Here is a 25170-nt window from a genome sequence, read left to right as displayed (position 1 = left end):
CTGCGGGTGTCGCGTCCCCCCAGCTCAAGGAGAACCGCCTTGTCCGCGACGACACCACAGCCCGTCCCCGACCACCCCTCGACGCCGGAGGCCGCCGTCACCCGGCCTCCGGAGGAGCCCGGCCCCGGCGAGACGTTCCCCGAGGAGGCGGTCGCCGCCGGGGAGGCGGCCGCCCCCCGCGCGGAGCGGACGCCGATCCTCGACTGGATCGCCGTCGGCGTCGCCGCCGTGATCGTGGCGGCCGCCGTGATCGGCCTTCTGCCGGAGGTCGGCTGGTGACCGCGCACGCCGCCTCCCCGTCGGCCGCGCCGGCGTCCCCCGACCTCGTCCGCCGGGCGGCGGCCCTCGTCCCCGGGCTGCTCCTGTTGGCCGTGATCGGCTACGCGGGCAAGCTCGCCGAGACCTGGCTCACCGACCTCGACGCCGCGACCGGCTGGTCGCTGCCCAAGATCGAGTACGTGCTCTGGGCCATCGTGTTCGGCCTGGTCGTCACCAACACGGTCGGCGTCCACCCGATCTTCCGGCCGGGCGTCGCGACGTACGAGTTCTGGCTGAAGCTGGGCATCGTCCTGCTCGGAGCCCGCTTCCTGCTGGGCGACGTGCTCAAACTGGGCGGGGTGAGCCTGGCGCTCGTGGTCGTCGAGCTGTTCGTCGCGATCGGCGTGGTCGTGGTGATCGGCCGGTGGTTCGGGCTCGGGCCGAAGCTGATCTCGCTGCTGGCCATCGGCTCCTCGATCTGCGGCGTGTCGGCCATCATCGCCGGCAAGGGCGCGATCGACGCCGACGACGAGGACGCCTCGTTCGCGATCGCCGCCATCCTCGCGCTCGGCGCGTTCGGCCTGTTCGCCTACCCGGCCGTCGCGCACCTCATCGGGATGTCCGCGCACGAGTTCGGGCTCTGGGCGGGGCTCGCCGTGGACAACACGGCCGAGGCCACCGCCGCCGGCGCCCTCTACTCCGACGAGGCCGGCAAGATCGCCGTGCTCGCCAAGTCGACGCGCAACGCCACGATCGGCTTCGTGGTGCTCGGGTTCGCCCTGTTCTGGGCCGCCCGGGGGCAGGCGCGGGCGGTCGGGAACCGGACGCGGTTCCTGTGGGCGAAGTTCCCCAAGTTCGTGCTCGGGTTCCTCGCGGTGTCGGCGCTCGCCACGGCGGGTGTGATCGCCAAGGCGGACGTCGCCTCGATCGGCAACCTGTCCCGGTGGGCGTTCCTGCTGACGTTCGCGGGGGTGGGGCTCAGCACCGACTTCCGGGCGATCCGCCGCCAGGGGCTGCGGCCGTTCGTGGTCGGAGCGCTGGCCGAGCTGACCGTGACCGTGGTCACCCTCGGGCTCGTCGTGGCCGCCTCGGCCTGGATCGGCCTGTGACCAGTTTGAGGGCAAATGTGCTGGTTAAACTGGGTGTGGAGGAAGCGATCGCACGCCTGAACGCCTCTGGCCTCGCCGGTCTCTCCCTGGGTGAGCGACCTGGACCCGGCCCTGCGCACGGCCGATTGCTTCCTCCCGCGCGAGCGGGACAGGGCGTGCCCGGTCACATCTCCAGCTGCCACAGGTTCCAGCCGTCGAGCACCTCGTAGCCCAGCGCCCGGTTGATCGCCAGCATGTGCGGGTTGGCCGTGGAGTTCCACGTGACGACCCGCTCGATCGAGGGCTCGCAGGCGCGGAACCAGGTGACGGCGGCCAGCTTGATCACCAGCCCCAGCCGGCGGCCCCGATGCGGCCGCAGCACGCTCGTCGACGACTGCCACGCCCACCCGCCCCCCTCGCAGGGGTCGACGAGCAGCTGGGTGAAGCCCGCCGGCTCGCCGGTGGCGGTGTGCCGGGCGACCATCGTGTACGTCGTGAGGCCCGTCCGCGCCGTGGACTCCTCCATGGCCCGGATCCGGTCGCCGTTCCACCGGCGCTCCTCGATCTTGAGGTCGCCCATCGGCTCGTCGTTCATGCCGTTCATCAGCCAGGCCATGTCGTCGAGCAGGTCCGGCCCGGCCGGGCCGGTCCACCGTTCGAGGGAGTAGTCGCGCGCGGACCGGGCGGCGCGGGCGCGCAGCAGCTCAAGGCCGGACCAGTCGGCGGCGGTCAGGTCGAGGACCATCCGCGACTCCGTACCGGCCAATGCGAAACCCCGGCCCTTGGCGAAGGCCGAGCCGGGAGCGTCGGCCGCCGCCTCGGCCACGATCACCCGCCGGCCGTCGGCGCGGACCCGGCCGATCGCGTGGTCCAGCAGCGACGTGCCGATGCCCTCGCGGAGGCGGCCGGGGTGCACCGCCAGGCGCAGGATCACCAGATGGCCGTTCTCGCCGGGCGGGTAGTGCGCGATGTGCCCGCCGACCACCTCGCCGCCGTCCCAGGCCACCCACGTCTCCGCGCGCTCACCGGCCGCCCCGGACCCGGCCCGCGCCGCGAAGTGCCGCGGCGACATCACGGGCCCGGCCGGGTCCTGCGCCGTGACGATGCCGTGCAGGGCGGTGAGGCCGTCGCCCGGGCTCGCGGGATCGAGGCGCTCCATGCGCAAGTCGGGGTGCATGCCGACAGCCAATCGCACTGCCGGTCAGCGACGCGAGCCATTTTCCCCGCGCCCACCGCCGTTCGCGCCGCCGGTACTCGCCCTGCCGCCCTGCCGCCCGCCGCCCGCCGCCCGCCGCCCGCCGCCCGCCGTGTCGCGTCGTGCCGTTCGCTTCCCGTGCCCGCCCCGTCGCGTCGGGCGCGGGGGTCACTGCTGGTAGTTCTCGACCTCGCTGACGGGGCGGGGAGCGGCGAAGTCGGGGTCCTCGCCGGCGTCGCGGCGGGCCCGCCGCTGGCGCAGCAGGTCCCAGCAGCGGTCGAGCGACTCCTCGATGTACGTGATGCGGGCGTGCTCCTCATCGGAGGTCAGCTCGCCGGCCGCGAGCCGCTGACGGAGCCCGTGCTCCTCGTCGACGAGCTCCTTGATCTGCCCGAGGATCTCGTTGTCCTTCATGCCATCGCCTCCTTCGCGTGGGATCACCCTAGCCTGCGTCACCTGGAGGTACGTCTCGCGACATAGAGGGACGTCTCGGGATGTGGGCAACGGTCTCGGCCGGTGGCGGCCGTCTGCTAGCCTCGTTGACATGCTGCGCGGACTCCTTCTTATCCGCCGCGGCGAGGGCCTGTAAGAGGCCGGCTCCCTCGCCGCGGTGCGAGAGGCATGCGCGTCGGCCGCCAGGTCCTTCCTCCGGTGACCCCTTACCGAATCGATCGGCTTGTCATGCCGAGGTCGCCGGGCGCCCGACAAGGAGCACGATGAACATGCCGCAGCCCGATTCCCAGCAGCCCAATCCTCAGCAGCCCAATCCTCAGCAGCCCAGCCCCATGCCGTTCCATCGGTACGCGCCGTTCGAGCCCGTACGGCTGACCGACCGCACCTGGCCCGACAAGGTCATCACCCGGGCCCCCCGATGGTGCGCCGTGGACCTGCGTGACGGCAACCAGGCGCTCATCGACCCGATGGACGCCGACCGCAAGCTGAAGATGTTCGACCTGCTGGTGCGGATGGGCTACAAGGAGATCGAGGTCGGCTTCCCCGCGGCGTCCCAGACGGACTTCGACTTCGTCCGTCAGATCATCGAGGAGGAGCGGATCCCCTCCGACGTGGTGATCCAGGTCCTGACCCAGGCCCGGCCGGAGCTGATCGAGCGGACCTTCGAGTCGCTGCGCGGGGCCCGGCAGGCCATCGTCCACCTGTACAACTCCACCTCCACCCTCCAGCGCCGCGTCGTCTTCGGCCTGGACCGGGACGGCATCACGGCCATCGCCGTCGACGGCGCCAAGCTGTGCAAGAAGCTGGCGGCCGAGATGGAGGGCACCGACATCTACTTCCAGTACTCGCCCGAGTCCTTCACCGGGACCGAGCTGGAGTACGCCGTCGAGGTGTGCAACGCGGTCACCGACGTCTGGCAGCCGACCCCCGACCACAAGGTCATCCTCAACCTGCCGGCCACGGTCGAGATGGCCACGCCGAACGTGTACGCCGACCAGATCGAGTGGATGAACCGCCACCTGGCGCACCGGGACTCGGTCGTGCTGTCCCTGCACCCGCACAACGACCGGGGCACCGCCGTCGCCGCCGCAGAGCTGGGCTACCTGGCCGGCGCCGACCGGATCGAGGGCTGCCTGTTCGGCAACGGCGAGCGCACCGGCAACGTGTGCCTGGTCACGCTGGGGATGAACCTGTTCTCCCAGGGCATCGACCCCGAGATCGACTTCTCCGACATCGACGAGATCCGCCGGGTGGTGGAGTACTGCAACCAGCTGCCGGTCCACCCCCGCCACCCGTGGGGCGGCGAGCTGGTCTACACGGCCTTCTCCGGCTCCCACCAGGACGCCATCAAGAAGGGCCTCGAGCACCTGGAGCGCGACGCGGCCGCGGCCGGCGTCCCGGTGGACGAGTTCGCCTGGGCCGTGCCGTACCTGCCGATCGACCCCAAGGACATCGGCCGCACCTACGAGGCCGTGATCAGGGTCAACAGCCAGTCGGGCAAGGGCGGCGTCGCCTACATCATGAAGGCCGACCACCAGCTCGACCTGCCGCGGCGGCTGCAGATCGAGTTCTCCCGCGTCATCCAGGCCCGCACCGACGCCGAGGGCGGCGAGGTCACCGCGCACGAGATGTGGGATCTGTTCACCGACGAGTACCTGCCCGACCCCGCCCGCCCCTGGGGCCGCGTCGGCCTGCTGGCCCACCGCCACTCCTCGACCGTCGACGACAAGGACGCGATCAGCGCCGACGTCCGCTTCGAGGGCGAGGTCCGGGAGATCGAGGGCATCGGCAACGGCCCGATCTCCGCGTTCTGCGACGCGCTCGCCGGCGTCGGCGTGGCCGTACGGGTCCTCGACTACACCGAGCACGCGCTGAGCTCCGGCACCGACGCCAAGGCCGCCTCGTACGTCGAGTGCGAGGTCGCCGGTCCCGAGGGCGCCGAGGTGCTCTGGGGCGTGGGGATCGACGGCAACACGACCACCGCGTCCCTCAAGGCCATCATCTCCGCGGTCAACCGCGTCTCCCGTCCGGCGGCGCGCTGAGCCCTTCTCGCACAGGGGCGCCGGGTCGCGATCCGTCCCCGCCCGCCCCGTGATCCTCCACGATCTCCGGCGACCCGCCCACGAGGCGGCGGACCGGTCACCCGTCGAAGGCGGCATCTCCGGTCATCCCGGGCTGCCGCCTTCGGCATGTGCGGGCCCGGTCGGCGCGCCCGGTCCGGATTCCTCCTCGTTCAGCAGCCCGTCCAGCAGCACCCGCGTCAGTCTCGGGATGGCCGAGGACGCGCTCGGGGCCGGGAGGGCCCGGAGGTAGGCGATCGCCCTCAGGGCGGTCCGCGCGTCCTCGACCGACACCTGGTGACGGACGGCGCCGTCCCGTCGTGCGCGCTCGACCAGGCGCGCGAACGCCGCGGCGTGCGCGCGGCGCAGTCCGGCGAACGCCGCTCCCGCCGCGTGCGAGCCGAGCAGCGCGTCGTTCAGACCGCGGTCGTGGGCCTGCCGTTCGGCGAAGCGGAGGATGGCGCCGCGCAGCGCACGGCGTGAGTCCGGGTCGGCGAGGTCGGCCCGCATGTCCTCCTCGCACCGCGCGACCCGCTCGGCGAGCACGGCGGCGACGAGGTCGTCCCGCGACGGGAAGTGCCGGTAGACGGTGGCGGCGCCCATGCCCGCGCGCCGGGCGATCTCGCGCACCGGCAGGTCCAGGCCGTCCGCTGCGAACGCGGCCCGCGCGACCTCCACCAGGCGTCTGCGGTTGTCCTCGGCGTCCGAACGGCGTTTCCGAGTCAATGCGCCCCGCCCGCCTCTCACTTCGCCGTCGTCCGGGACGGCTGTTCCTCTTCCGCTCCTACGGTAGTGCGCGGTCGTGTTGCTCCAGCGTGGAAGAGGTGCGCGTTGTTCGCTGTCCGGTTCGACAGGTTCGGTCCCCCTGAGGTGCTCGCCCTCGGCGAGTTCCCCGAGCCGCACGCGGGGCGGGGGGAGGTCCGCGTCAGGGTCAGAGCCGCCGGGGTCTCGCCGGTGGATCTGGCTCTGCGCGCGGGACGGTCCCCGGCGGCTGAGAGGCTCGCCCTGCCGCACGTTCCGGGGGTCGACGCGGCAGGAGTCGTCGACGAGGTGGGCCCGGACGTCACCGGCACCGCGGTCGGGGACGAGGTGTTCGGCGCGGTCGACGTCTCACGGCTCGGCGGGGCGAGCGCCGAGTTCGCGGTCCTGGCGTTCTGGACGGCGAAACCGGCGTCCATGCCGTGGGAGGAGGCCGGTGCGAGCGGGACGAGCGTCGAGACGGCGACCCGGGCGCTCGACCTGCTCGACGTGCGAGAGGGAACGACGCTGCTGATCGACGGCGCGGCGGGCGGCGTCGGCAGCGTCGCCGTGCAGCTGGCGATCGCGCGGGGCGCCCGGGTGATCGGGACGGGGAGCCCGGCCAACCAGGCGTTCGTCGCCCGGCTCGGCGCGACCCCCGTCACGTACGGCCGGGGACTGCCGGAGCGGGTTCGCGGGCTGGACGAAGGACCGGTCGACCGCGCGCTCGACGTGGCCGGCGCCGGGTCGCTCCCCGAACTCGTCGCGCTCACCGGCACGGCGGCGTCGGTGGTCACGCTCGCCGATTTCTCCGGCCCGCGGCTCGGGGTCCGCCTCTCGACGGGCGAGTTCGGCGGCGAGCCGGGCGGCCGCCACGGTCTCGCCGCCGCGGCCGCCCTCTTCGCGGAGGGACGCTTCCGCCTTCCCGTGCAGGAGGCGTTCCCCCTGGCGCAGGCGGCCCGGGCGCACGCGTTCGCCGCGGAGGGGCCGCGGCGAGGCAAGATCGTCCTGACTGTTCCCGGGGGCTGACGACCCCGGCATCGCCCGCGGCTAGACCGGGAGGCCGAGAAGGGCGGCCATGCAGGTCATGTTGTGGTCGAACAGCTCGGCCCGGTGGGTGATGGTGTTCTCGAACTGGCCGAACAGCTCGAAGCTGACCATCCCGAACAGGCAGGTCCAGGCGGCGATCGCGCGCGTGACCACGTCGTCCGGCACGTCCGGCATGAGCGTGCGGACCACCTCCGCGTCGCCGGCCAGCACGGCCGGGGGCGGCGGGCAGAACGCCGGGGGCGACAGCCGGCCCTCCCGGTGCGCGTCGGCGACGATGCGGCCGTACACGGCCGTGTCCCGGATCGCGGGCGCGACCGTGTCGAGCGGGGCCCGGTAGCCCGGCACGGGCGAGCCGTAGAGCAGCGCGTACTCGTGCGGGTGCGCCAGCGCCCACTCCCGCACGGCGCGGCACACGGCCAGCCAGCGGCCGGTGACGTCCTCGCGCGGGCAGGCCGCGTCGGCGTCCTCGACGGCCTCGCCCAGGGCGTTGTACCCGTCGATGATGAGGGCGGTCAGCAGGTCGTCGCGGCTCGGGAAGTAGCGGTAGATGGCCGACGACACCATGCCCATGTCCCGGGCGACCGCGCGGAGCGACAGCCCGGACGCCCCCTCGGTGGCCAGGTGGCGCCGCGCGATGTCGGTGATCTCCCGGATGAGCTCCGCCCTCACCCGCTCCCGTGCGGTACGGCTCACGTTCATGGCCCCAGGTTAGCAGAGCACCGTAAAAATCCGAGAGCACCGCTCTTGACGAAGAGCCGTCCTTGGCGAGAGCATTGCTCTCATAAGAGAGCGACGAACTTCTAGGGGAAACGATGCTCACAGTGGTGCGGGGCGGCGCGGCGGCTCTGATGTTCTTCCTCGAGCTGGGCGTCCTCGGCGCCGCCGGCTACTGGGGCTTCACCGCCGGCCCGAACCTCGCCGTACGGATCCTGCTGGGCCTGGGGGCGCCCGCCGTCCTCGCGACCCTGTGGGGGCTGTTCATGGCGGGTGGGAAGGCGCCCCACCAGCTGCACGGGATCGCCCGCGCGGTGTTCGAGGCCGCCTGGTTCGGCGCCGGCGCGCTCGCGCTGGCCGCCTCCGGGCTCGTCACGGCCGGAGTGGTCTTCGCCGCCGTGTACGTCGTCGACGCGGTCCTGCGGCTCACGTTCCACGCGGTCTGAGCCCCCGCGCTCCCCGAGAGACCGATCTGCGAAGGAGAAAGAGTCATGGGCAAGCACGTCGTCGTCGGAGCGGGCCAGGTCGGCGGGCAGGTGGCCGGCCTGCTCGCGGACCAGGGGCACCAGGCCGTCGTCGTCACCCGTTCCGGTTCGGGGCCGCGCCGTCCCGAGGTCGCCCTCGTCACGGCCGACGCGGCCGACCCCGAGGCCATGCGGCCCGTGACCGAGGGGGCGGACGCCCTCTACAACTGCGCGAACCCCAGGTATCACCGGTGGCCGCGCGACTGGCCCCCGGTCGCGGCCTCGCTGCTGGCGGCCGCCGAGGCGTCCGGGGCCGTGCTGACGACACTCGGCAACCTCTACGCGTACGGCCCGGTGGACGGCCCGATGACCGAGGACCTGCCGCTCGCCTCCTCCGGCGTCAAGGGCCGCGTGCGGGCCCGGATGTGGGAGCAGGCCCTCGCCGCGCACGAGGCCGGCCGGGTGCGGGTGACCGAGGTTCGGGGCTCCGACTACTTCGGTCCTCAGGCGTCCGACCAGGCGTACCTCGGCTCGCGTTTCGTGCCCCCGCTGCTGGCCGGGCGGCCCGCCACGGTGCTGAGCGACCCGGACATCCCGCACAGCTGGACGTACCTGCCGGACGTGGCGCGGGCGCTGGTCGCGGCGGCGGCCGCGGAACCCGCGTGGGGGAGGGCCTGGCACGTGCCCACGAGCCCCGCGGTGAGCATCCGCCATGTCGCCGAGCGGGTCTGCGCGCTGGCCGGCGCCCCCGCGCCCCGCCTGCGCCGCGTCCCCGGATGGGCGCTCAAGGCGGCGGGCCTGGCCGTCCCGATGCTCCGGGAGATGGGCGAGACCCGCTACCAGTTCGACCGGCCGTACGTCCTCGACTCCACGGCGTCGCAGGCCGTCCTCGGCCTCGCCCCCACCCCGCTCGACGCCGCGCTCGAGGCCACCGTCCGCTGGTGGCGCGAGCGCTGATCAGGCGCCGTCCGCCCGGGGCGCCCGCAGCAGCACGGCGGCGGCGGTCATGACGACGCTGCACAGGGCCGACACGGCGACGGCAACGAGGAAGCGGGCGGACTCCCCGCCGAGGCCGAGGGCCACCAGGACGAGGCCGGGGATCCAGGCGAGGACCACGAGGGCGGCCGTCAGCGCCTGGAGTCGCCGCGTGAGCCTCGCCGCGCCCGCGAAGGCGGGGGCGGCGCCGGCCGCGGACGGCAGGACCGCCGCGAAGGCGAGCGCCGTCGGCGTGAAGAACCCGCCCGTGATGGCGTCGCCGACCGGGCCCACCGGGAAGCCGACGTCGAAGTGGGCCATGCCGATGTGGACGTAGACCAGCCCGGCCACGGGGACGGCGAGGAGCGCGCCGGCGACCAGGACCCACACCGACCGCTGGACGTCCCCCCGGGGACGGACGATCCCCAGGGCGGCGCGGGCCATGAGCGGCGTCAGCGAGAGCGCCGCCAGGAGGCTCGCGACGGCGAAGGCGTCCAGGCCGGCGGTCGCGAGGATCCGGGCGAGCGCTCCCGTCTCCCGCGCGGCCGCCCATCCCCGTTGGAGGCTGGGCACGTCGCGGATCCCTGGGTTCCACAGGAACAGCAGCGCCCACGCGCCGATGGCGAGGACGGGGACGGCGAAGCCGGGGGACAGGCCCCGGGCCCGGATCGCGGCGCCGCGGTGGATCCAGGCGTCGGCGGCGCCCATCAGCAGGTCGGCGACCGTGCGTGGGCGGACGGGACGGCTCGCGACCAGGTCGCGGACCTCCACGCCGTACCGGGCCCGCCAGGCGCAGGGGTAGAGCAGCAGCACGGCGGCGGCCAGGCGGCGCATCTCAGGCCACCCCCCACGACGGGCGGGCCCGGCGGCTGCCCGTCTCCTCGATCCGGCGCAGCGTCGCGAGCTGCTCGCGCAGGGCGTCCACGCCCTGAGGAGTGATCCGGTACGGCCGCCTCCTCTCGTCGGAGGGGAGCGCCTCGATCCATCCGCGCTCCTCCAGCCGCATCAGCGCGCCGTACAGGGTCCCCGGCTCCAGTGAGCTGCCGGAGAACTCCTCGATGTCCTGGATCATCCGGTAGCCGTGCTTGTCGCCCTCCGCGAGGCTGACCAGCACGAGTAACGCGACATCGGTGAACCGGCCCAGGTCCGGAGTCCGTCGTCCCATTCCCGCCTCCCCTCGTTATTCAGTTTCACTTAGTAAGCGGAAATGAGCAAGGGCTAGGGTGGGCCGCATGAGAATCGGCATCATCGGGCTCGGGGACATCGCCGAGAAGGCGTACCTGCCCGTGCTGGCGGCCACCCCCGGGGTGGAGCCGCACCTGTGCACACGCGACCGGGACAGGCTCGGCCGTCTCGGGGACGCCTACCGGATCGGGCCGCGCTTCACCTCGGTCGAGGACCTGCTCGGCGCCGGGATCGAGGCGGCGTTCGTGCACGCCGCGACCGTCGCGCACGTCCCGATCGTCACCGCGCTGCTGGAGGCCGGCGTGCACGTGTACGTCGACAAGCCGCTCGCCTACGACCTCGCCGACTGCGAGAAGCTGGTCCGGCTGGCGCGGGAGCGCGGCCGGTCGCTCATGGTGGGGTTCAACCGGCGGCACGCCCCCGGCTACGCCGCCCTCCGCGAGCTGCCGCGCGACCTCGTCCTCATGCAGAAGAACCGCCGGGGACCCCTGTCCGACCCGCGGACCGTGGTGTTCGACGACTTCATCCACGTCGTCGACACCCTGCGCTTCCTCGTGCCGGGGGAGGTCACCCGCACCTCGGTCAGGACGCGGGTCCGGGACGGCCTGCTGGAGCATGTCGTCCTGGAGCTCGGCGGGGACGGCTTCACGGCCCTCGGGGTCATGAGCCGCACCAGCGGCGCCGCCGAGGAGACCTGCGAGGTCATGGGCGGGGGAGGCAAGCGCAGGGTGGTCAACCTGGGCGACGTGGTCGACTACGCGGACGGCGAGGCGCTGACCCGGAGGGGCGACTGGACGCCGGTGGCGCGGCAGCGCGGCATCGAGCCGATCTGCCGCGCCTTCCTCGACGCGGTGCGGGAGGAACGCCTGCTCACCGCCGACGACGCCCTCGCCACGCACGCCCTCTGCGAGGACATCGTCACCGCCGCCGGGTGAGGCGGCGCAAGGGTGACCGGCGGCTCAGGGCCGGAGGCCGCCCAGGGGTGAGACCTGCGGGTCAGGGATGGAGGCCGCGGAGCCGGTGCGCCTCGGCGACCCGGCGGACCCCGATCGCGTGGGCGGCCCGGCGCAGCGTGAGCCCCTCGTCGTCCGCCAGCGCCCGCACGGCCCGGTACGCGTCCTCCATGCGGTCGCGCAGCCGCGCCCCGGCCTCGCCGGCGCTCCACGAGCGCGCCTGCGCGTCCTGCGCCGGCTCCAGGTACGAGGCGATCACGCCGCCGGCGTTGGCCAGGATGCCGGGCACCACGGTCGTCCCGGCGTCGGCGAGGACGAGGTCCGCCTCGGGAGTGGCCGCGCCGTCGGCGCCCTCGACCACCAGGCGGGCCCGCACGCGGGACGCCTCGGCGGCCGTGATCGCGCCGTCGAGCGCCGCCGGGACCAGGACGTCCACGTCGAGTCCGAGAAGCTCGTCGCGGCCGAGCGCGTCGGCGCCGGCGAAGCCGCGCACCGAGCCCGCCTCCGCCGTGTGCGCGCGGAGGGCGGCGACGTCCAGGCCGGACGGCCGGACGACCGCGCCCGCGGCGTCCGACACGGCGACGACCCGGCAGCCGGCGTCGGCGAGGTGCCGCGCGGTGAGCGCCCCCACCGCGCCGAAGCCCTGAACGGCGACCGTGACACCCTCGGGTGCGCGGTCCAGCGCCCGCAGGGCGACGATCTCCAGGCCGCGGGCGGTGGCCCCGGCACGGCCGGTCGCCGTCCCGGGGATCGGGTGGCCGGCGTCGCCGCCGCAGGTGTCCATGATCCAGGCCACGGTCCGCTCGTCGGTGCCGGCGTCCGGGACCGGGACGTCCTTCTCCGGCCCCATGAGGGGGAGGATCTCGTTCGCGTAGCGGCGGGTGAGGCGTTCGAGCTCGCGTGGCGTCAGCTCGCGGGGGTCGACGGCGACGCCGCCCGCGGCCCCGCCGTACGGGACGCCGGCGAGGGCGCACGCCCAGGTCGTCCCCATCGCGAGCGCGGTGACCCCGGCGAGGTCGGCGGACGGATGGAAGCGGACGCCGCCGGTGGCCGGGCCGCGCAGCAGGTTGTGCTGCACACGACAGCCCTCGACCACCTCCATGTGGCCGTCCTCACGCCGTACGGGGACCGAGACGGCGAGGGAGCGCCGGGGGGTGGCCAGCATCCGGTGCAGGTTGTCGTCGAGGCCGAGGAACCGGGACGCCTCGGCGAGGCGGGAGCGGGCGGCCGCGAGCGCGCGGTCCCCCGGGGCGGAGGGACGGGGGGAGAGGGGATCGGGGACCGCGTCCCGAACCCCCGACGCCGTTGTCGGGAAGTCCGTGATGGTCATGTCGGGGAGTGCTCCTCCGGATCGGACGGGGACGGCAGGCCGCCCGCCCGGCCCCGCGCCCGTCGTCGTTGACGTGCGCGGGGGGAGCCGGGGAGCGACCTCCTCGATCCAATCCCCTCAGCCGCTGATCGCGATATACGCCATAACGGATATGGACAGCGCCCCGTTGATCGCTTTGGCTATAGAGCCCCCTGAGTCGCGCTTTGCCCTGAGATTGCAGTAGACAGGAATGCGTGCCGGAAATTGTCCTGGGCCCGCTGCTGCGCCACACCGACGCGGCGAGCGCGACCATATGGGTGGAGACCACCGAGCCGTGCGAGGTGACCGTTCGGGCGGGTGACGCCTGCTCGAAGGAGAGCACGTTCAGCGTGCACGGCCACCACTACGCCGTCCTGGACGTCGGCCTCGACGGGCCGGTGGCCTACAGCGTCGAGCTGGACGGGCACGAGGTGTGGCCGGTCGCGGACCTGCCGCCCAGCGTCATCCGCCCGCTCACCGACCTGCGCACGCTGGTCTTCGGCTCGTGCCGGACGAGCGTGCCCCACGACGAGCCGTACGTGCGCACCCACGGTGTGGACGTCCTGCACTCGTACGGTCAGCGGCTCATGGGGTCGGACGACCGGCCCGACCTGATCCTGATGCTGGGCGACCAGGTGTACGCCGACGAGCTCACGCCGGACATGAAGGAGTTCATCGCCTCCCGGCGCGACGACGGCCCGGAGGAGGTGGTCGACTACGACGAGTACGCCGAGCTGTACCGGCAGGCGTGGTGCGACCCGCCGGTCCGCTGGCTGCTGGCCACGGTGCCGAGCCTGATGATGTTCGACGACCACGACATCAGGGACGACTGGAACACCTCGCAGACCTGGCGCGAGCAGATGGACGAGGTGCCGTGGTGGCGGCGGCGCATCGTCTCCGGGCTCGGCTCGTACTTCGTCTACCAGCACCTCGGCAACCTGCCGCCCGCCGACCGCGAGAGCGATCCGGTGTTCGCGGCGCTGCGGGCGGGCGAGGGCGACGCCGCGCTCGACGCGTTCGCCAAGCGGGCCGACGAGGACGCCGACTCGGTGCGCTGGAGCTACCACAGGGACTTCGGCGACTCCCGCCTCATCGTGCTCGACAGCCGCAACGCCCGCGATCTGACGCCGGGCGCGCGGCGGATGATCGACACCAACGAGTGGGCGTGGTTCGAGGAGCACGCGACCGGCGACGTGAACCACCTGATCGTCGGCTCGTCGCTGCCGATCCTGCTGCCCGCGGGCATCCACCACATCGAGAGCTGGAACGAGGCCGTCTGCGACGGCATGTGGGGCCGGGCGCTCGCCGGCTGGGGGGAGCGGGTCCGCCAGTTCCTCGACCTGGAGCACTGGGGGGCGTTCCGCCGCTCGTTCGAGGACCTCGCGCGTGTGCTCGTGGGGGTCGCCGAGGGGCGCAGGGGACGGCCGCCGGCCACGGTCCTGCTGCTGTCGGGCGACGTCCACTACTCCTACATGGCCTCCGTACGGCGCAAGGGCGGCGGCCGCATCCACCAGATCGTCTGCTCGCCGATCCGCAACCCGCTGAGCAGGACGCTGCGATTCTCCAACATCGTGGCGTCGTTCGGGCTGGCGGGCGTGCTGGGCCGGCTGTTCAACCTGGTGTCCCGGGTTCCCAGCCCGCCCATCCGCTGGAAGATCAGCAAGGGCCCGTGGTTCCCGAACATGATGACCTCGGTACGGCTGGAGGAGGCCGCGGCCACCGTCACGTGGTTCACCCACGACAAGGACGTGGACTCCGTACGGCTCACGCCGCGCGAGGGCAGGCGCCTGAGCGCGTGACCTCCGGCGGCGCGAGCCGCACGGGATCGGTCATAGCTCCCGCAGGACGGCCTCGAGCTGACCGACGGCCCAGGCCAGGTCGTCGCGCGAGACGACCAGGGGCGGGGCGAGCCGGATCGTGGAGCCGTGCGTGTCCTTCGCGAGCACGCCGCGCCGCATCAGCGCCTCGCTCACCTGGCGGCCGGTGGCCAGCGACGGGTCGATGTCGATCCCGGCCCACAGGCCGCGCCCGCGCACCGCGACCACGGCCTGCCGGCCCTCCCGGGGCGCGGCCAGCTCACGCAGCCGGTCGTGGAGGAACCCGCCCAGCTCCCGGGCACGCCGCTGGTACTCGCCCGTCTTCAGCATCTCGACGACCGCGGTGCCGACCGCGCACGCCATCGGGTTGCCGCCGAACGTCGAGCCGTGCTGCCCGGGGCGGATGACCCCGAGCACGTCCTCGTCCGCGACCACGGCCGACACCGGGACCACGCCGCCGCCGAGCGCCTTGCCGAGGACGTAGACGTCGGGCACGACGCCCTCGTGGTCGCAGGCGAAGGTCTCGCCCGTGCGCCCGAGGCCCGACTGGATCTCGTCGGCGACGAGCAGCACCCGGTTGTCGGTGCAGATCTCGCGGACCGCGGACAGGTAGCCCTCCGGCGGCACCAGGACGCCCGCCTCGCCCTGGATGGGCTCCAGCAGCACGGCCACCGTGTTCTCGTCGATCGCCTCGCGCACCGCCTCCACCGAGCCGTACTTCACGACGCGGAAGCCGGGGGTGAACGGGCCGAAGCCGCCGTACGCGTCGGGGTCGGTGGAGAAGCCCACGATGGTGGTGGTGCGGCCGTGGAAGTTGTCCTCCATGACCACGATGTTCGCCTTGTCCTTCGCCACGCCCTTGACCTCGTAGCCCCACTTGCGGGCCACCTTGATCGCGGTCTCGACGGCCTCGGCGCCGGTGTTCATCGGCAGGACCATGTCCTTGCCGCACAGGTCGGCCAGCCCGGACACGAACGCGGCGAACCGGTCGTGGAAGAACGCGCGGCTTGTCAGCGTGAGCCGGTCGAGCTGCTCGCGGGCCGCGTCCAGAATCAGCGGGTTGCCGTGGCCGAAGTTCAGCGACGAGTACCCGGCCAGGCAGTCGAGGTAGCGCCGGCCCTCCACGTCGGTGACCCACGCCCCCTCGGCCGCCGCGATCACGACGGGCAGCGGGTGGTAGTTGTGGGCGCTGCGGCTCTCGGCGAGCCGGATGAGCTCCTCGCTGTTCATCGGATCTCCAGGGTGCAGCACTTGGGGCCGCCGCCGGCCTTGCGCAGCTCGCTCAGGTCGACGGGGAGGACCTCGAACCCGCGGCGCTTCAGTTCGAGCGCGAGGCTGGTCGCCTCCGCGTTGACGACGACGTTCCGCCCGTCGCTGACCGCGTTGAGCCCCAGCACCTCCGCGTCGGCCGCGGCCGCGATCACCGCGTCCGGGAACAGCCGCCGCAGCACCCGCTGACTGCCGGCGGAGAACGCGTCCGGGTAGTAGGCGACGTTGCGCCCGTCCAGCGGGAACAGGGCGGTGTCGAGGTGGTAGAAGCGCGGGTCCACCAGCCGCAGCGTCACCACCGGGCGGCCGAGGAACTCCTGGGCCTCCATGTGGGCGGCCACGTCGGTGCGGAAGCCGGTCCCGGCGAGGATCATCTCGTCGAGCGTCAGGTAGTCGCCCTCGCCCTCGTTGGTGAACGACGGCTCCAGCGTCTCGTAGCCCCGCTCGGCGAACCAGCGCAGGTACGCCGGGCCCTCGGCCGCGCGCTCCGCGTGCGCGAACCGGGCGCCGTAGACCTTCCCCTCCACGACCAGTGCGCCGTTGGCCGCGAAGACCATGTCGGGCAGCCCCTCGATCGGGTCGATCAGGCGGACCGTGTGCCCCAGGCTCTCGTACGCCTGCCGGAGGCCCTCCCACTGGCGCACGGCCGTGCCGGCGTCGGCGCCCTTCGCCGGGTCCATCCACGGATTGATGGAGTACGAGACCGCGAAGAACTCGGGCCGGCACATCAGGAAGTGCCGCGCGGTGCTCGTGCGGTCACCGGCCGGAGCGGCGGTGGCCTGTGTCGATGGCGCGATTGTCATCCAGACTCCATACGGGAAACCGGTGAACGGGTCTTCAGCGTAGGAATCCGGACGCGGCCCGGCCAATGCGCCCGCGTTGCGCCCATGTGTCGATCGGTTGCGTCGTTCAGGTGGTTTGCGGCGATCCGTTAATCAGCCGGGAGAGCACGATCGCGCTCTTGGTCCGCACCACGAACGGCTCCGCCGCGAGGCGCTCGATGACCCGCTCCACGTGCCGGACGTCGGTCGCGCGGATGTGCAGCAGGGCGTCCGCCTCCCCGGTCACGGTGCAGGCCGAGACCACCTCGGGGTGCCGGGAGACCGCCGTCCCGATCTCCGCGGGCGACGTCTTGCCCCGGCAGAACAGCTCGACGTACGCCTCGGTGGTCCAGCCGAGCGCCGACGGCTCGACGCGCGCGCTGAACCCGGTGATCGCGCCGCTCGCGACGAGGCGGTCCACCCGCCGTTTGACCGCGGGGGCGGACAGCCCGACGTGCCCGCCGATCTCCGCGTACGTCGCCCGGGCGTCCTCCACGAGGGCCCTGATGATGGCGCGGTCCAGGTCGTCCAACTTCACGTGGACCTGTATACCGGTCGCCGGGCCCGGCGCGCCGATCGCCCGGGGTCGGCCGTGTGTCCGCCCGCCGCGATCACTCGGCGGGCGCGGGGGACGGCCGGTTCCCGGAGGCCGGCCGCGTCGCGGGGGCGTCCCAGCGGAGGGCGTAGTCGCCGATGCCGCGCTCCAGCAGGTCGAAGGCGCGTTCGGCCCGCTCCCGGACGTCGGCGAGGATGCGCTCGGTCTCCTCCCCGGCCATCCGCCGGACCGCGAAGTGGCGGGTCAGTGTCCGGATGACCGCGCACACCTGGGCGGACACCAGCCACGGGGTGAGGTCGTCGGGGTCGGCGTCCACCTCGTCGGCGAGCGCGTGGGCCAGTTGCTCCTCGCGGCGGTAGCCGACCTCCAGCAGCCGCGCCGACAGTGACGGGCTCTCGCGGACCCGCCGCGCGAACAGGTCGACGCCCTCGTGCATGCCGTAGCGCCAGTCGCCGCTGGCCAGGGAGTCGAAGAAGTCGCGGCGCAGGGCCTCGACGACGGTCTCGCCCGGCCGCCGCTCGCGGACGACGCGGGCCAGCAGGTCCTCGACGTCCTGGCTGCGGTCGAGGAACAGGTCCTCCTTGGTGCGGAAGTAGTTGAACACCGTGTTCACGGACACGTCGGCGGCCCTGGCCACCTCGGCCACGGTGACGTTGTCGAACCCGCGCTGCAGGAACAGGCCCATGGCCATGTCGGCGATCCGCTGCCGGGTCTCCCGCTTCTTCCGCTCGCGCAGGCTCTCCTCCACGCCGTCCAGTGTACGAGCGATGGAGTGACATAAAGATTTAAGTGACACCAAGTTTGGTGTTACTCTACCGGCATGATTCACGCGAGAGGACTCACCAAGACCTTCGGGACGGTCGAGGCCGTACGGGGGATCGACATCGACGTGTCCGCCGGGGAGATCGTCGGCTTCCTCGGCCCGAACGGCGCGGGCAAGACGACCACGCTGCGGATGCTGACGACGCTCCTGCGGCCCACCTCCGGCACGGCGACCGTCGCGGGGCACGACCTGTTCGCCGACCCCATGGGCGTCCGGCGGCGCATCGGGTACGTCGCCCAGGGCGGGATGATCGGACCGATAACTGAGATCGGCGAAGAGATGGAGCTTCAGGCCCGGCTGTACGGCATGCGCCGCCCGGAGGCGCGCGAGCGGGTCGCCGACCTCCTCGCCGAGTTCGAGCTGGCCGGGCTCGAACGGCGCACGGCCGCCACCCTGTCCGGCGGGCAGAAGCGGCGGGCGGACATCGTCATGGGCCTGCTGCACCGCCCCGGCCTGCTGTTCCTGGACGAGCCGACGACCGGCCTCGACCCGCAGAGCCGGGCCAACCTGTGGGAGCACGTGCGGCGCCTGCGCGACCGGGACGGCGTGACGGTCTTCCTGACGACCCACTACCTGGAGGAGGCCGACGCGCTCTGCGACCGGGTCCTCATCATCGACCACGGCCGGATCGTCGCGTCCGGCACGCCGGCCGAGCTGAAGGCCGCGGAGGGCGCCGCGACGCTCGACGAGGTGTTCCTCGCCCTGACCGGCCGCGCGCTGCGCGAGGGGGCCGCCGCGTGAGCGCCCTGGCCACCCTCACCGGTCACTACCTGCGCGGCACCTTCAAGAGCCGCTTCGCGGTCGTCTTCGGCGCCGTCCAGCCGCTGCTGTACCTCGTGCTGTTCGGCCCGCTCTTCGACCGCAGCGGCGTGGGCTCGTGGGACACGCTCGTGCCGGGCCTGCTCATGCAGCTCGGGCTGGTCAGCTCCGGGCTGGTCGGCTTCGGCATCGTCTTCGACCAGCGGTTCGGGGTGCTGGAGCGGCTGCGCGTCACCCCGGTCAGCCGGGTCACGCTGCTGCTCGGCCGCGTGCTCAAGGACAGCGTCGTGCTGCTGGTTCAGGCTGTCGGCATCACCGTGATCGGCTACGCCCTCGGCCTGCGCGCGCCGCTGGCCGGCGTGCTGCTCGGCCTGCTGCTCGTCACGGTCCTGTCCATCGGCATGGCGGCGCTGTCGTACGCGGCCGCGCTCACGATCCGCCAGGAGCTGTTCCCCGCGCTCATGTCCACCGTGGTGATCCCGCTCATGCTGCTGTCGGGCGCGCTGCTGCCGATGTCGCTCGCCCCCACCTGGCTCGACGTCGTCTCCCGCCTCACGCCGTTCCGGTACGCGGTGGAGGCGCTGCGGGCGCTGTTCGCCGGGTCGTACGCCTCGCCGGCCGTCCTGTGGGGCGTCGTCGTGTCGCTTGTCTTCGTGGTCGTGGGCATGGCGGTGGGCACCATGCGCTTCCAGAAGGAAAACGCCTGATCAGCGACCGGAAAAGGCATTCGGAATTCATACCGGGTTGCGGGAGCCGTACGGGACAGAGACGGTCACAATGGGTGGCGTGGCGGACGTCAATTTCACCCTCGTCCAGCTGCGTTACTTCGTAACGGCGGCCGAGCTCGGCAGCATGACCGCGGCCAGCCGCGAGCTCATGGTGGCGCAGTCGGCGATCTCGGCCGCCATCGCCCAGGTCGAGCGGGAGCTCGGGGTCCAGCTGCTCATCCGCCACCACGCGAGAGGGCTCTCGCTGACCCGGTCGGGCGAGCGCTTCCTGGTGGAGGCGCGGGAGTTCCTGTCCCACGCGGCCGCGCTCGCCCAGTCGGCCCGCGGCCTCGCGGGCAGCCTCACCGGGGAGCTCACCGTCGGCTGCCTCACCACGCTCGCGCCCTTCTACCTGTCCCGGCTGCTGCGCGATTTCGCCGGGCGGTATCCGGGGGTGCGGGTGACGGTGGCCGAGGGGGAGATCGCGGCGATGGAGGCGGCCCTGCTCGACGGCCGGTGCGAGGTGGCCCTCGTCTACGCCGTCGACCTCGCGCTCGACCTCGACGTGCGGCTGCTCACGCAGGCCCGGCCGTTCGCGCTGCTGCCGCCGGGCCACCCGCTGGCCCAGGCGGAGTCGGTCTCGCTCGCCGACCTGGCGGGCGAGCCGATGATCCTGCTCGACCTGCCGCGCAGCCGCGACTACTTCCGGACCCTCTACCCCACCGAGCCCCGGGTGCGGTTCCGCACCTCCAGCTACGAGACCGCCCGGGCGCTCGTGGCCGGCGGCCACGGCTATTCGATACTCAACCAGCGGGCGGCGAGCGACCAGACCTACGACGGCGGCCGGGTGGTCAGCGTGCCGATCAGCGACGAGGTCCCGGCCCTCGACGTCGTGCTGGCCTCGGTGCGGGGGGTGCGTCCCACCGCCCGGGCCACGGCCTTCGCCGACACCTGCCAGTCGTTCTTCGCCGCGGGCGCTCCCTAGCGCAGCTCGTCCAGGAGTTGCTCCAGGACGGCCGTCGTGCGGGAGGCGGGGTGCGCCTGCACGCACAGCGTGTTCATCACCTGCGTGTACGCCTCGGTGTCCTCGGGCTTGTCGAGGTAGAGGGCGCTGGTGAGCTGCTCCAGGTACACCACGTCGGGCAGCTCCGGCGCCTGGTAGCGCAGGATCGTGAACGGCCCGCCGGCGGCCGGATGCACGCTTCCCACCAGCGGCACGATCTGGAGGGTGATGTTGGGCCTGCGGGTGATCTCGATGAGGTACTCGATCTGGGCCCGCATGACCTCGGCGCCGCCCGTGGGACGGCGCAGGGCGGCCTCGTCCACCACGGCCCACAGCGTCGCCGCCTCGGGCCCCTCCAGCCGCTCCTGGCGGCGCATCCGCAGGTCGACCCGGCGTTCCACGTCGTCGCCCGCCCGGCCGGTGTTGCCCATGAGGACGACCGACCGCGCGTACTCGGGCGTCTGGAGCAGGCTCGGGACGAACTGGAGCTCGTAGCAGCGGATGACGGAGGCGGCCTCCTCGAGGCCGACGTAGAACTCGAACCACCCCGGGAGGACGTCGCTGTACTTGTGCCACCAGCCCGGGACGTTCGCCTGCCGGGCCAGGTGGAGCAGCGTCTCCCGCTCCCCGGGGTCGGTGACGCCGTACAGGGTGAGCAGGTCGGCGACGTCGCGCTCCTTGAAGCCGACGCGGCCGAGCTCCAGACGGCTGATCTTCGCGTGCGAGGCCCTGATGGTCCGGGCCGCCGTCTCCGGCGTGTGGCCGCTCTCGCGGCGCAGCCGCCTCAGCTGCGCCCCCAGCATGATCCGCAGGACGGTCGGGCCGCCCCGGGCAACCCCCTCCACGAAGGAAGGCGCCCCTGCCTGAGCCCTGTTCACGCTGGTCTCCATGGCGACGCTCCGGAAGAAATTCTCAGCCGATCGGTCTCCGATTACGCGGGAGGTGCAGAGACATGATCATCCAACTTGGTGGGTGACGTCGTCTTTTCGGTGAACTTCCCATGAAATTCGGGGCCGGACAACATTTGCACGTGCACGCGTGCTTGCACTCGCAAGGCACAGGGCAAGATACACGACGACAGGGATATTCACATCATGTAATGGGTGAGACCTGAGGGATCGGCGATGACTGCAGAGCTGGCAGGCCCGGGAGCCGCGACAGCGCCTCCGTGGTTGACCTCCGTGTTCGAGCGGGACGACGTCGCGGCCCTCCCCGTCCCGCCGACGGCGACCTGCGCGCTCCACGGCCGCACCACCTCCGCCGCCGTCGCCCGCGACTTCACCGACAAGACCCTGCGCGGCTGGGGGCTGCCCCACCTCGTGCCCGACGCCCAGGTGGTCGTGTCCGAACTCGTGACGAACGCCCTTCGCCACGCCCCCGGCGACGGCGCCCCGCCGATCCGCCTCCAGCTGGTGAACGACCGGTTTCATCTCGGCTGTGGCGTCAGCGACGCCAGCGAGCGCGTCCCGGCCGTCTCCTCCTGGAGCGACCTGTCCGAGTCCGGCCGCGGGCTCCACCTGGTCGACGCGCTGAGCGCCGCCTGGGGCTGGATGCTCACCAGGGGCGGCGGGAAGGTGGTCTGGGCGCTGCTCGACGCCCACGGGTGACCTCCGCCGTACGCGTCCCGCCGGGCCGCGGGACGCCCGCCCGGACGACGGTGACACCGGGATGGGCCCCGTTTCCCGAGGGGATCGGAATGAGCGTCGCCCGACGTGATGGCGTACGTTCGGGGGCATGTCCGCCTCAGCCGCGATCTCTCCCGTCACCGCCGACGACCTCGCGGAGGCCGTCCGGCTCGCCACCGGCGTCCTCGCGCAGGCGCCGCCGTACGCCTGGGAGCGTCCGGCCGGGACGCTCGAGTGGACCTGCTGGGAGACGGCGGAGCACCTGGCCGACGACCTGTTCGCGTACGCCGCGCAGCTCGGGGCGGCCGAGCCGCCCGCGCCGGCCGAGCCCGGCGAGGTGCCCTTCCTGTGGGAGAGCCGCCGGCCGGGAGGCCCGGCCAACGCCGTCCACGCCGACCGGTCGGCGGGCCCTGCCGGGCTGCTGCGGGTGCTGCGGGCGAGCGGGGCGCTGCTGGTCGCCGTGGTGCGGACGGCGCCGCCCGAGGCGCTGGCCCACCACGTCTTCGGAGCGTCCGACCCCGAGGGCTTCGCCGCGATGGGGGTCGTGGAGACGCTGGTCCACACGCATGACATGGCCGAGGGGCTCGGACTCGCCTGGACGCCGCCCGCGGGCCTGTGCGCCCGCGTCCTCGGCCGGCTGTTCCCGCACGTCCCGGCGGACGCCGACCCCTGGCCCGCCCTGCTGTGGGCCACCGGCCGCGCCGGGCTGCCCGGCCGTCCCCGGCTGTCGACGTGGCGCTGGTACGGCGAGCCCAGGGTGTAGCCGCCCGGCGCTCGCATCGGCCGCCCGCGTCCGCGCCGCCCGCCTGATCCGCCTCGCGTGCGCGAGGCGGATCGGCCTGAAGGGCATCACGGGGCCGGGCGCCCGGCCTACTAACGGCGGGTCAGCCGCGCCCGGTTCCAGGGGGACCGGCGGCTCAGGCGCGCTCGGCGTCGCCCGTGACCTGCTCGGCCGCGTCCTCGGGCGACTGCTCGAGGTCCTGGTCGGCCTGGGCCTGAGCCTGGGCGGACGCCTTGTCCAGCCGCACCCAGCTCAGCACGCTCTCCACGGAGAACAGCACCAGCAGGTACGCCGTGAGCACGGCCGTCACCGGGGTCAGCACCCCGGCCGCGGCCCCCACGCCGAGGATCAGCAGGCGGACCTCCCAGCCGAGCCCGGCGAGGAAGATCCACGACGGCGGCCAGATGCTCTGCCGGGTCCGGTACACGGTGTCGTACGTGTGGTAGCCCACGATGTAGAGCAGCACGAACAGCAGCCACTTGGGCGTGTCCTCGGCCAGCCCGAGCAGGATGATCGTGAGGAACTCGGCGGCCCGCAGCAGCGGCGGGGTGAGCCAGTCGAACCGGCCCAGGTGGTCGCGCGCCGCGGTCGGCACGACGAGCACGACCATGACCAGCACGGGCACCAGCAGGATCGGGCCGTCGGTCAGTGTTCCGGCGACGGCCAGCGCCACGATGACGACCAGCGCGGCGAGCGTCGCGGGCACGGGCGGCAGCCCGGGACCCAGCCGGCCCTTGAGCGCGGCGGCGAGAGGGCCGTCGTCGCGGTAGGCCAGCAGCCGCATGGTCTGGACGCGGCGGCGCTCCTCGTCCGGGTCGGTGATCGCGGGGGCCTGCGGCTGGGTGATCATGCGAGAGACCTCAGGAGACGTCCGGTGAGGGTGTAGGTGGCCGCGACGCCGCCCCAGATCACGAGCGTGAGGAAGGTGACGCGGGGGTCGAAGAACGCGGAGGTGATCGCGATGGCCGCGAAGCGCTCGCCGATGGGGAACACGATCATCTTGCGGGCCCAGTGGACGGCGCGGAACTTCCCGGCCCTGGTCCAGAGCCTCAGCAGGCTGCGGACGCCGGTGTTGCGGGTCGCCTTGCGCTCCTCGAGGGCGGCCCGCAGCGGCCGGTCGTCGGCCACGGTCAGCGCGAGCGTGGGCAGCGGCACCGGCGCCCGCCGCCGGTTGGCCGCGCCGAACGAGAAGTCAAGCAGGTGCTTGACCGTCTGGAGGGCCAGCGCCACCAGCGCCAGCGTCCAGACGCCCTCGCCGTCCCCGAACTGCCCCGACACGGTCGCCCCGACCGCCAGGCCGACGAAGACCGCGTACTCCTTGAACCGGTCGAACGTCGCGTCGAGCCAGGCGCCGAGCACGCCGAACTTGCGGGCGTACCGCGCGAGCTGGCCGTCGACGCAGTCGAAGACGAACGCAAAGTAGATGAGCACCGCGCCGGCCACCGCGCCCCACCGGGTGCCGGTGGCGAAGGCGCCGGCCGACAGCAGGCCGAGCGCGATCGAGATCAGCGTGACCTGGTTGGGGGTCAGCCCGCGCCGGGCCGCCCACCGGGCGATGAAGCGCGAGTAGGTGCTGACGAAGAACGTGGTGAAGAAGCCGTCGGCGCCCTTCACCGCGTTGTTCAGCCGGGCACGGTCCTCGTTGAAGCCGGCCATCTCCGCCTGCGCCTCGTCGGCCTCCCGCTGGCTGCGGATCCGGCGGTAGAACAGGTCGCGGCGGCCGCGCACGCCGACCGACACCCCGCGCCGGACGAGCCCGAGGATGAGGAGCTCGGTGACGTCGTCCTCGGGGCCGAACAGGTGCGCCATCTCCGCCAGCTCGCGGGCGGCCTCGGCGAGGACCGCGGCGTGCCGCTGGTGGAGGTGGATCGGGCCCAGCAGCGCCGCGTTCGGGCGGGTCACCGCGTGGTACGCCGTGCCGACCGAGATCACCCGGCCCCGGCCGGCCCGGGTGCGCTGGGGGAGCCCCTCCAGGACCTTGCGGCCGATCTCCGGGTCCGCCTCGTCGATGGGCGGCTCCTCCGGGCCGTCCTCGTCGCGCTCCTCCCGGACGATGAGCGCGAGCGCCGCCCGCTTGGCCTTGGTGATCTGGTAGATCAGCTCGTCGTGGACGAGCGCGTCCGCCGGGAGGATCAGCAGGTTGCCGTCGGCGGCCTCGGCCGCGTCGGCGACGGCGCGCAGGTCGCCGGCCACGTCCGCGCTCTCGACCACCCATCCCGGGTGCCCCCGGTAGGCCGCGGCGTCGCCCGGCCGGGCGATCGTCACCGGCTCGGGGTCCAGCGAGGCGAGCTGCGCGAGCAGCCTGCCGTACGCCGACGGGGCCCCGGGCAGGGACGCCAGCGTGATGTCGGCCGGCAGAGCGGGCTGGCCGCCCGGCGGCGGCGAAGCGATCGGGCCGGGCGGCGAGCCCAGCAGGATCACGCGGGTCATGGCACCCTTTCGAGCAGCGGGGGGAGATCAGGCCGTCAGGCTTGACCGGCGCGGGGATTCCGCCGGAGGCAGAAGCTTAGTGACCTTCCGGAAGAGCC

At 73.2% G+C, this 25170-nt stretch carries 26 protein-coding genes and 1 pseudogene; 13 read left to right on the top strand and 14 right to left on the bottom strand.

The window, feature by feature from the left end; all coding sequences use genetic code 11:
- Positions 1–39: 39 nt before the first annotated feature.
- Together Mco01_RS02960 and Mco01_RS02955 are read left to right on the top strand one after the other, a co-directional pair.
- Positions 40–279 carry a hypothetical protein gene (locus tag Mco01_RS02960; protein WP_204055340.1) on the top strand — a complete coding sequence of 80 codons (240 nt, stop codon included), beginning with the start codon at positions 40–42 and terminating at the stop codon, positions 277–279.
- Positions 276–1367 (top strand): YeiH family protein, encoded by a 1092-nt coding sequence (locus Mco01_RS02955; RefSeq protein ID WP_204055339.1) that lies wholly within the window; start codon positions 276–278, stop codon positions 1365–1367. Before Mco01_RS02960 ends, Mco01_RS02955 begins: the two co-directional genes overlap by 4 nt.
- Before the next feature lie 163 nt (positions 1368–1530).
- Here the strand turns inward: Mco01_RS02955 and Mco01_RS02950 are convergent, their stop codons facing one another.
- Together Mco01_RS02950 and Mco01_RS02945 are read right to left on the bottom strand one after the other, a co-directional pair.
- The gene (locus Mco01_RS02950) at positions 1531–2523 is read right to left on the bottom strand and encodes a GNAT family N-acetyltransferase (protein WP_204055338.1); all 993 of its coding nucleotides are present in this window, start codon (positions 2521–2523) and stop codon (positions 1531–1533) included.
- Between the two features lie 186 nt (positions 2524–2709).
- On the bottom strand, positions 2710–2955 hold the full coding sequence (locus Mco01_RS02945; RefSeq protein WP_204055337.1) for a DUF2630 family protein: 246 nt from the start codon (positions 2953–2955) through the stop codon (positions 2710–2712).
- Positions 2956–3326: 371 nt separating this feature from the next.
- On the opposite strand from Mco01_RS02945, the gene leuA reads away from it, so the two are divergent.
- The gene (gene leuA, locus Mco01_RS02940) at positions 3327–5036 is read left to right on the top strand and encodes a 2-isopropylmalate synthase (protein ID WP_204055534.1); all 1710 of its coding nucleotides are present in this window, start codon (positions 3327–3329) and stop codon (positions 5034–5036) included.
- 123 nt (positions 5037–5159) lie between these two features.
- Here the strand turns inward: leuA and Mco01_RS02935 are convergent, their stop codons facing one another.
- The gene (locus Mco01_RS02935; protein ID WP_239103291.1) at positions 5160–5780 is read right to left on the bottom strand and encodes a TetR/AcrR family transcriptional regulator; all 621 of its coding nucleotides are present in this window, start codon (positions 5778–5780) and stop codon (positions 5160–5162) included.
- A gap of 105 nt (positions 5781–5885) precedes the next feature.
- Here Mco01_RS02935 and Mco01_RS02930 point away from each other — a divergent pair, with 105 nt between their 5' ends.
- The gene (locus tag Mco01_RS02930; protein ID WP_204055335.1) at positions 5886–6821 is read left to right on the top strand and encodes an NADP-dependent oxidoreductase; all 936 of its coding nucleotides are present in this window, start codon (positions 5886–5888) and stop codon (positions 6819–6821) included.
- Positions 6822–6842: 21 nt separating this feature from the next.
- On the opposite strand, the gene Mco01_RS02925 is transcribed toward Mco01_RS02930, so the two are convergent.
- Complete coding sequence (locus Mco01_RS02925) at positions 6843–7541, bottom strand: TetR/AcrR family transcriptional regulator (RefSeq protein WP_204055334.1); 699 nt, start codon at positions 7539–7541, stop codon at positions 6843–6845.
- A 113-nt stretch (positions 7542–7654) separates the two neighbouring features.
- Here Mco01_RS02925 and Mco01_RS02920 point away from each other — a divergent pair, with 113 nt between their 5' ends.
- The gene (locus tag Mco01_RS02920) at positions 7655–8002 is read left to right on the top strand and encodes a YrdB family protein (protein WP_204055333.1); all 348 of its coding nucleotides are present in this window, start codon (positions 7655–7657) and stop codon (positions 8000–8002) included.
- Positions 8003–8047: 45 nt separating this feature from the next.
- Positions 8048–8977, top strand: a complete 930-nt coding sequence (locus tag Mco01_RS02915) for an NAD-dependent epimerase/dehydratase family protein (RefSeq protein ID WP_204055332.1) — start codon at positions 8048–8050, stop codon at positions 8975–8977.
- Here the strand turns inward: Mco01_RS02915 and Mco01_RS02910 are convergent, their stop codons facing one another.
- Together Mco01_RS02910 and Mco01_RS02905 are read right to left on the bottom strand one after the other, a co-directional pair.
- Entirely contained in the window at positions 8978–9829 is an 852-nt protein-coding gene (locus Mco01_RS02910) for a hypothetical protein (RefSeq protein WP_204055331.1), read from the bottom strand.
- A 1-nt stretch (position 9830) separates the two neighbouring features.
- A complete protein-coding gene (locus Mco01_RS02905; protein ID WP_204055330.1) occupies positions 9831–10160 on the bottom strand; it encodes a PadR family transcriptional regulator in 330 nt (109 codons plus the stop codon).
- 67 nt (positions 10161–10227) lie between these two features.
- On the opposite strand from Mco01_RS02905, the gene Mco01_RS02900 reads away from it, so the two are divergent.
- Positions 10228–11115 (top strand): Gfo/Idh/MocA family protein, encoded by an 888-nt coding sequence (locus Mco01_RS02900; RefSeq protein WP_204055329.1) that lies wholly within the window; start codon positions 10228–10230, stop codon positions 11113–11115.
- 61 nt (positions 11116–11176) lie between these two features.
- On the opposite strand, the gene Mco01_RS02895 is transcribed toward Mco01_RS02900, so the two are convergent.
- A complete protein-coding gene (locus tag Mco01_RS02895) occupies positions 11177–12463 on the bottom strand; it encodes a Glu/Leu/Phe/Val family dehydrogenase (protein WP_204055328.1) in 1287 nt (428 codons plus the stop codon).
- A 233-nt stretch (positions 12464–12696) separates the two neighbouring features.
- Between Mco01_RS02895 and Mco01_RS02890 the strand changes: the two genes are divergently transcribed.
- Positions 12697–14280 carry an alkaline phosphatase D family protein gene (locus Mco01_RS02890; protein WP_204055327.1) on the top strand — a complete coding sequence of 528 codons (1584 nt, stop codon included), beginning with the start codon at positions 12697–12699 and terminating at the stop codon, positions 14278–14280.
- Between the two features lie 30 nt (positions 14281–14310).
- Here Mco01_RS02890 and rocD read toward each other — a convergent pair whose 3' ends face one another.
- From rocD to Mco01_RS02870, 4 genes are all read right to left on the bottom strand, one after another.
- Positions 14311–15528, bottom strand: coding sequence for an ornithine--oxo-acid transaminase (rocD, locus tag Mco01_RS02885; protein WP_204055326.1), 1218 nt, complete (start codon positions 15526–15528; stop codon positions 14311–14313).
- Positions 15525–16370 (bottom strand): dimethylargininase, encoded by an 846-nt coding sequence (gene ddaH / locus Mco01_RS02880; protein ID WP_204055325.1) that lies wholly within the window; start codon positions 16368–16370, stop codon positions 15525–15527. Before ddaH ends, rocD begins: the two co-directional genes overlap by 4 nt.
- A 106-nt stretch (positions 16371–16476) precedes the next feature.
- Positions 16477–16926 carry an Lrp/AsnC family transcriptional regulator gene (locus tag Mco01_RS02875; protein ID WP_036323952.1) on the bottom strand — a complete coding sequence of 150 codons (450 nt, stop codon included), beginning with the start codon at positions 16924–16926 and terminating at the stop codon, positions 16477–16479.
- Positions 16927–16999: 73 nt separating this feature from the next.
- A complete protein-coding gene (locus Mco01_RS02870; protein ID WP_204055324.1) occupies positions 17000–17692 on the bottom strand; it encodes a TetR/AcrR family transcriptional regulator in 693 nt (230 codons plus the stop codon).
- Between the two features lie 72 nt (positions 17693–17764).
- Here Mco01_RS02870 and Mco01_RS02865 point away from each other — a divergent pair.
- The 3 genes and pseudogenes from Mco01_RS02865 to Mco01_RS02855 form a co-directional block, all read left to right on the top strand.
- Positions 17765–18427: pseudogene (locus tag Mco01_RS02865) on the top strand (ABC transporter ATP-binding protein); the annotation flags it as partial.
- A 77-nt stretch (positions 18428–18504) separates the two neighbouring features.
- The gene (locus Mco01_RS02860; RefSeq protein ID WP_204055322.1) at positions 18505–19233 is read left to right on the top strand and encodes an ABC transporter permease; all 729 of its coding nucleotides are present in this window, start codon (positions 18505–18507) and stop codon (positions 19231–19233) included.
- A 70-nt stretch (positions 19234–19303) separates the two neighbouring features.
- Positions 19304–20218, top strand: a complete 915-nt coding sequence (locus Mco01_RS02855; protein WP_239103290.1) for a LysR substrate-binding domain-containing protein — start codon at positions 19304–19306, stop codon at positions 20216–20218.
- Here the strand turns inward: Mco01_RS02855 and Mco01_RS02850 are convergent.
- Positions 20215–21114 (bottom strand): Sco1979 family transcriptional regulator, encoded by a 900-nt coding sequence (locus Mco01_RS02850; protein WP_504739621.1) that lies wholly within the window; start codon positions 21112–21114, stop codon positions 20215–20217. The two genes, Mco01_RS02855 and Mco01_RS02850, sit on opposite strands and share 4 nt — an antisense overlap.
- A gap of 246 nt (positions 21115–21360) precedes the next feature.
- Here Mco01_RS02850 and Mco01_RS02845 point away from each other — a divergent pair, with 246 nt between their 5' ends.
- Entirely contained in the window at positions 21361–21843 is a 483-nt protein-coding gene (locus Mco01_RS02845; protein ID WP_036322229.1) for an ATP-binding protein, read from the top strand.
- 127 nt (positions 21844–21970) lie between these two features.
- A complete protein-coding gene (locus Mco01_RS02840) occupies positions 21971–22624 on the top strand; it encodes a maleylpyruvate isomerase N-terminal domain-containing protein (protein ID WP_204055319.1) in 654 nt (217 codons plus the stop codon).
- A 154-nt stretch (positions 22625–22778) separates the two neighbouring features.
- On the opposite strand, the gene Mco01_RS39705 is transcribed toward Mco01_RS02840, so the two are convergent.
- Both Mco01_RS39705 and Mco01_RS39700 read right to left on the bottom strand, forming a co-directional pair.
- On the bottom strand, positions 22779–23492 hold the full coding sequence (locus Mco01_RS39705) for a DUF5941 domain-containing protein (RefSeq protein ID WP_204055318.1): 714 nt from the start codon (positions 23490–23492) through the stop codon (positions 22779–22781).
- On the bottom strand, positions 23489–25072 hold the full coding sequence (locus Mco01_RS39700) for a CDP-alcohol phosphatidyltransferase family protein (protein ID WP_204055317.1): 1584 nt from the start codon (positions 25070–25072) through the stop codon (positions 23489–23491). The genes Mco01_RS39705 and Mco01_RS39700 overlap by 4 nt, the downstream gene beginning before the upstream one ends.
- Positions 25073–25170: the final 98 nt, after the last annotated feature.

It is taken from the genome of Microbispora corallina (assembly GCF_016863035.1).
In the GTDB taxonomy this organism is placed as follows: domain Bacteria; phylum Actinomycetota; class Actinomycetes; order Streptosporangiales; family Streptosporangiaceae; genus Microbispora; species Microbispora corallina.
This window is presented reverse-complemented; position numbering and strand designations above follow the sequence as displayed.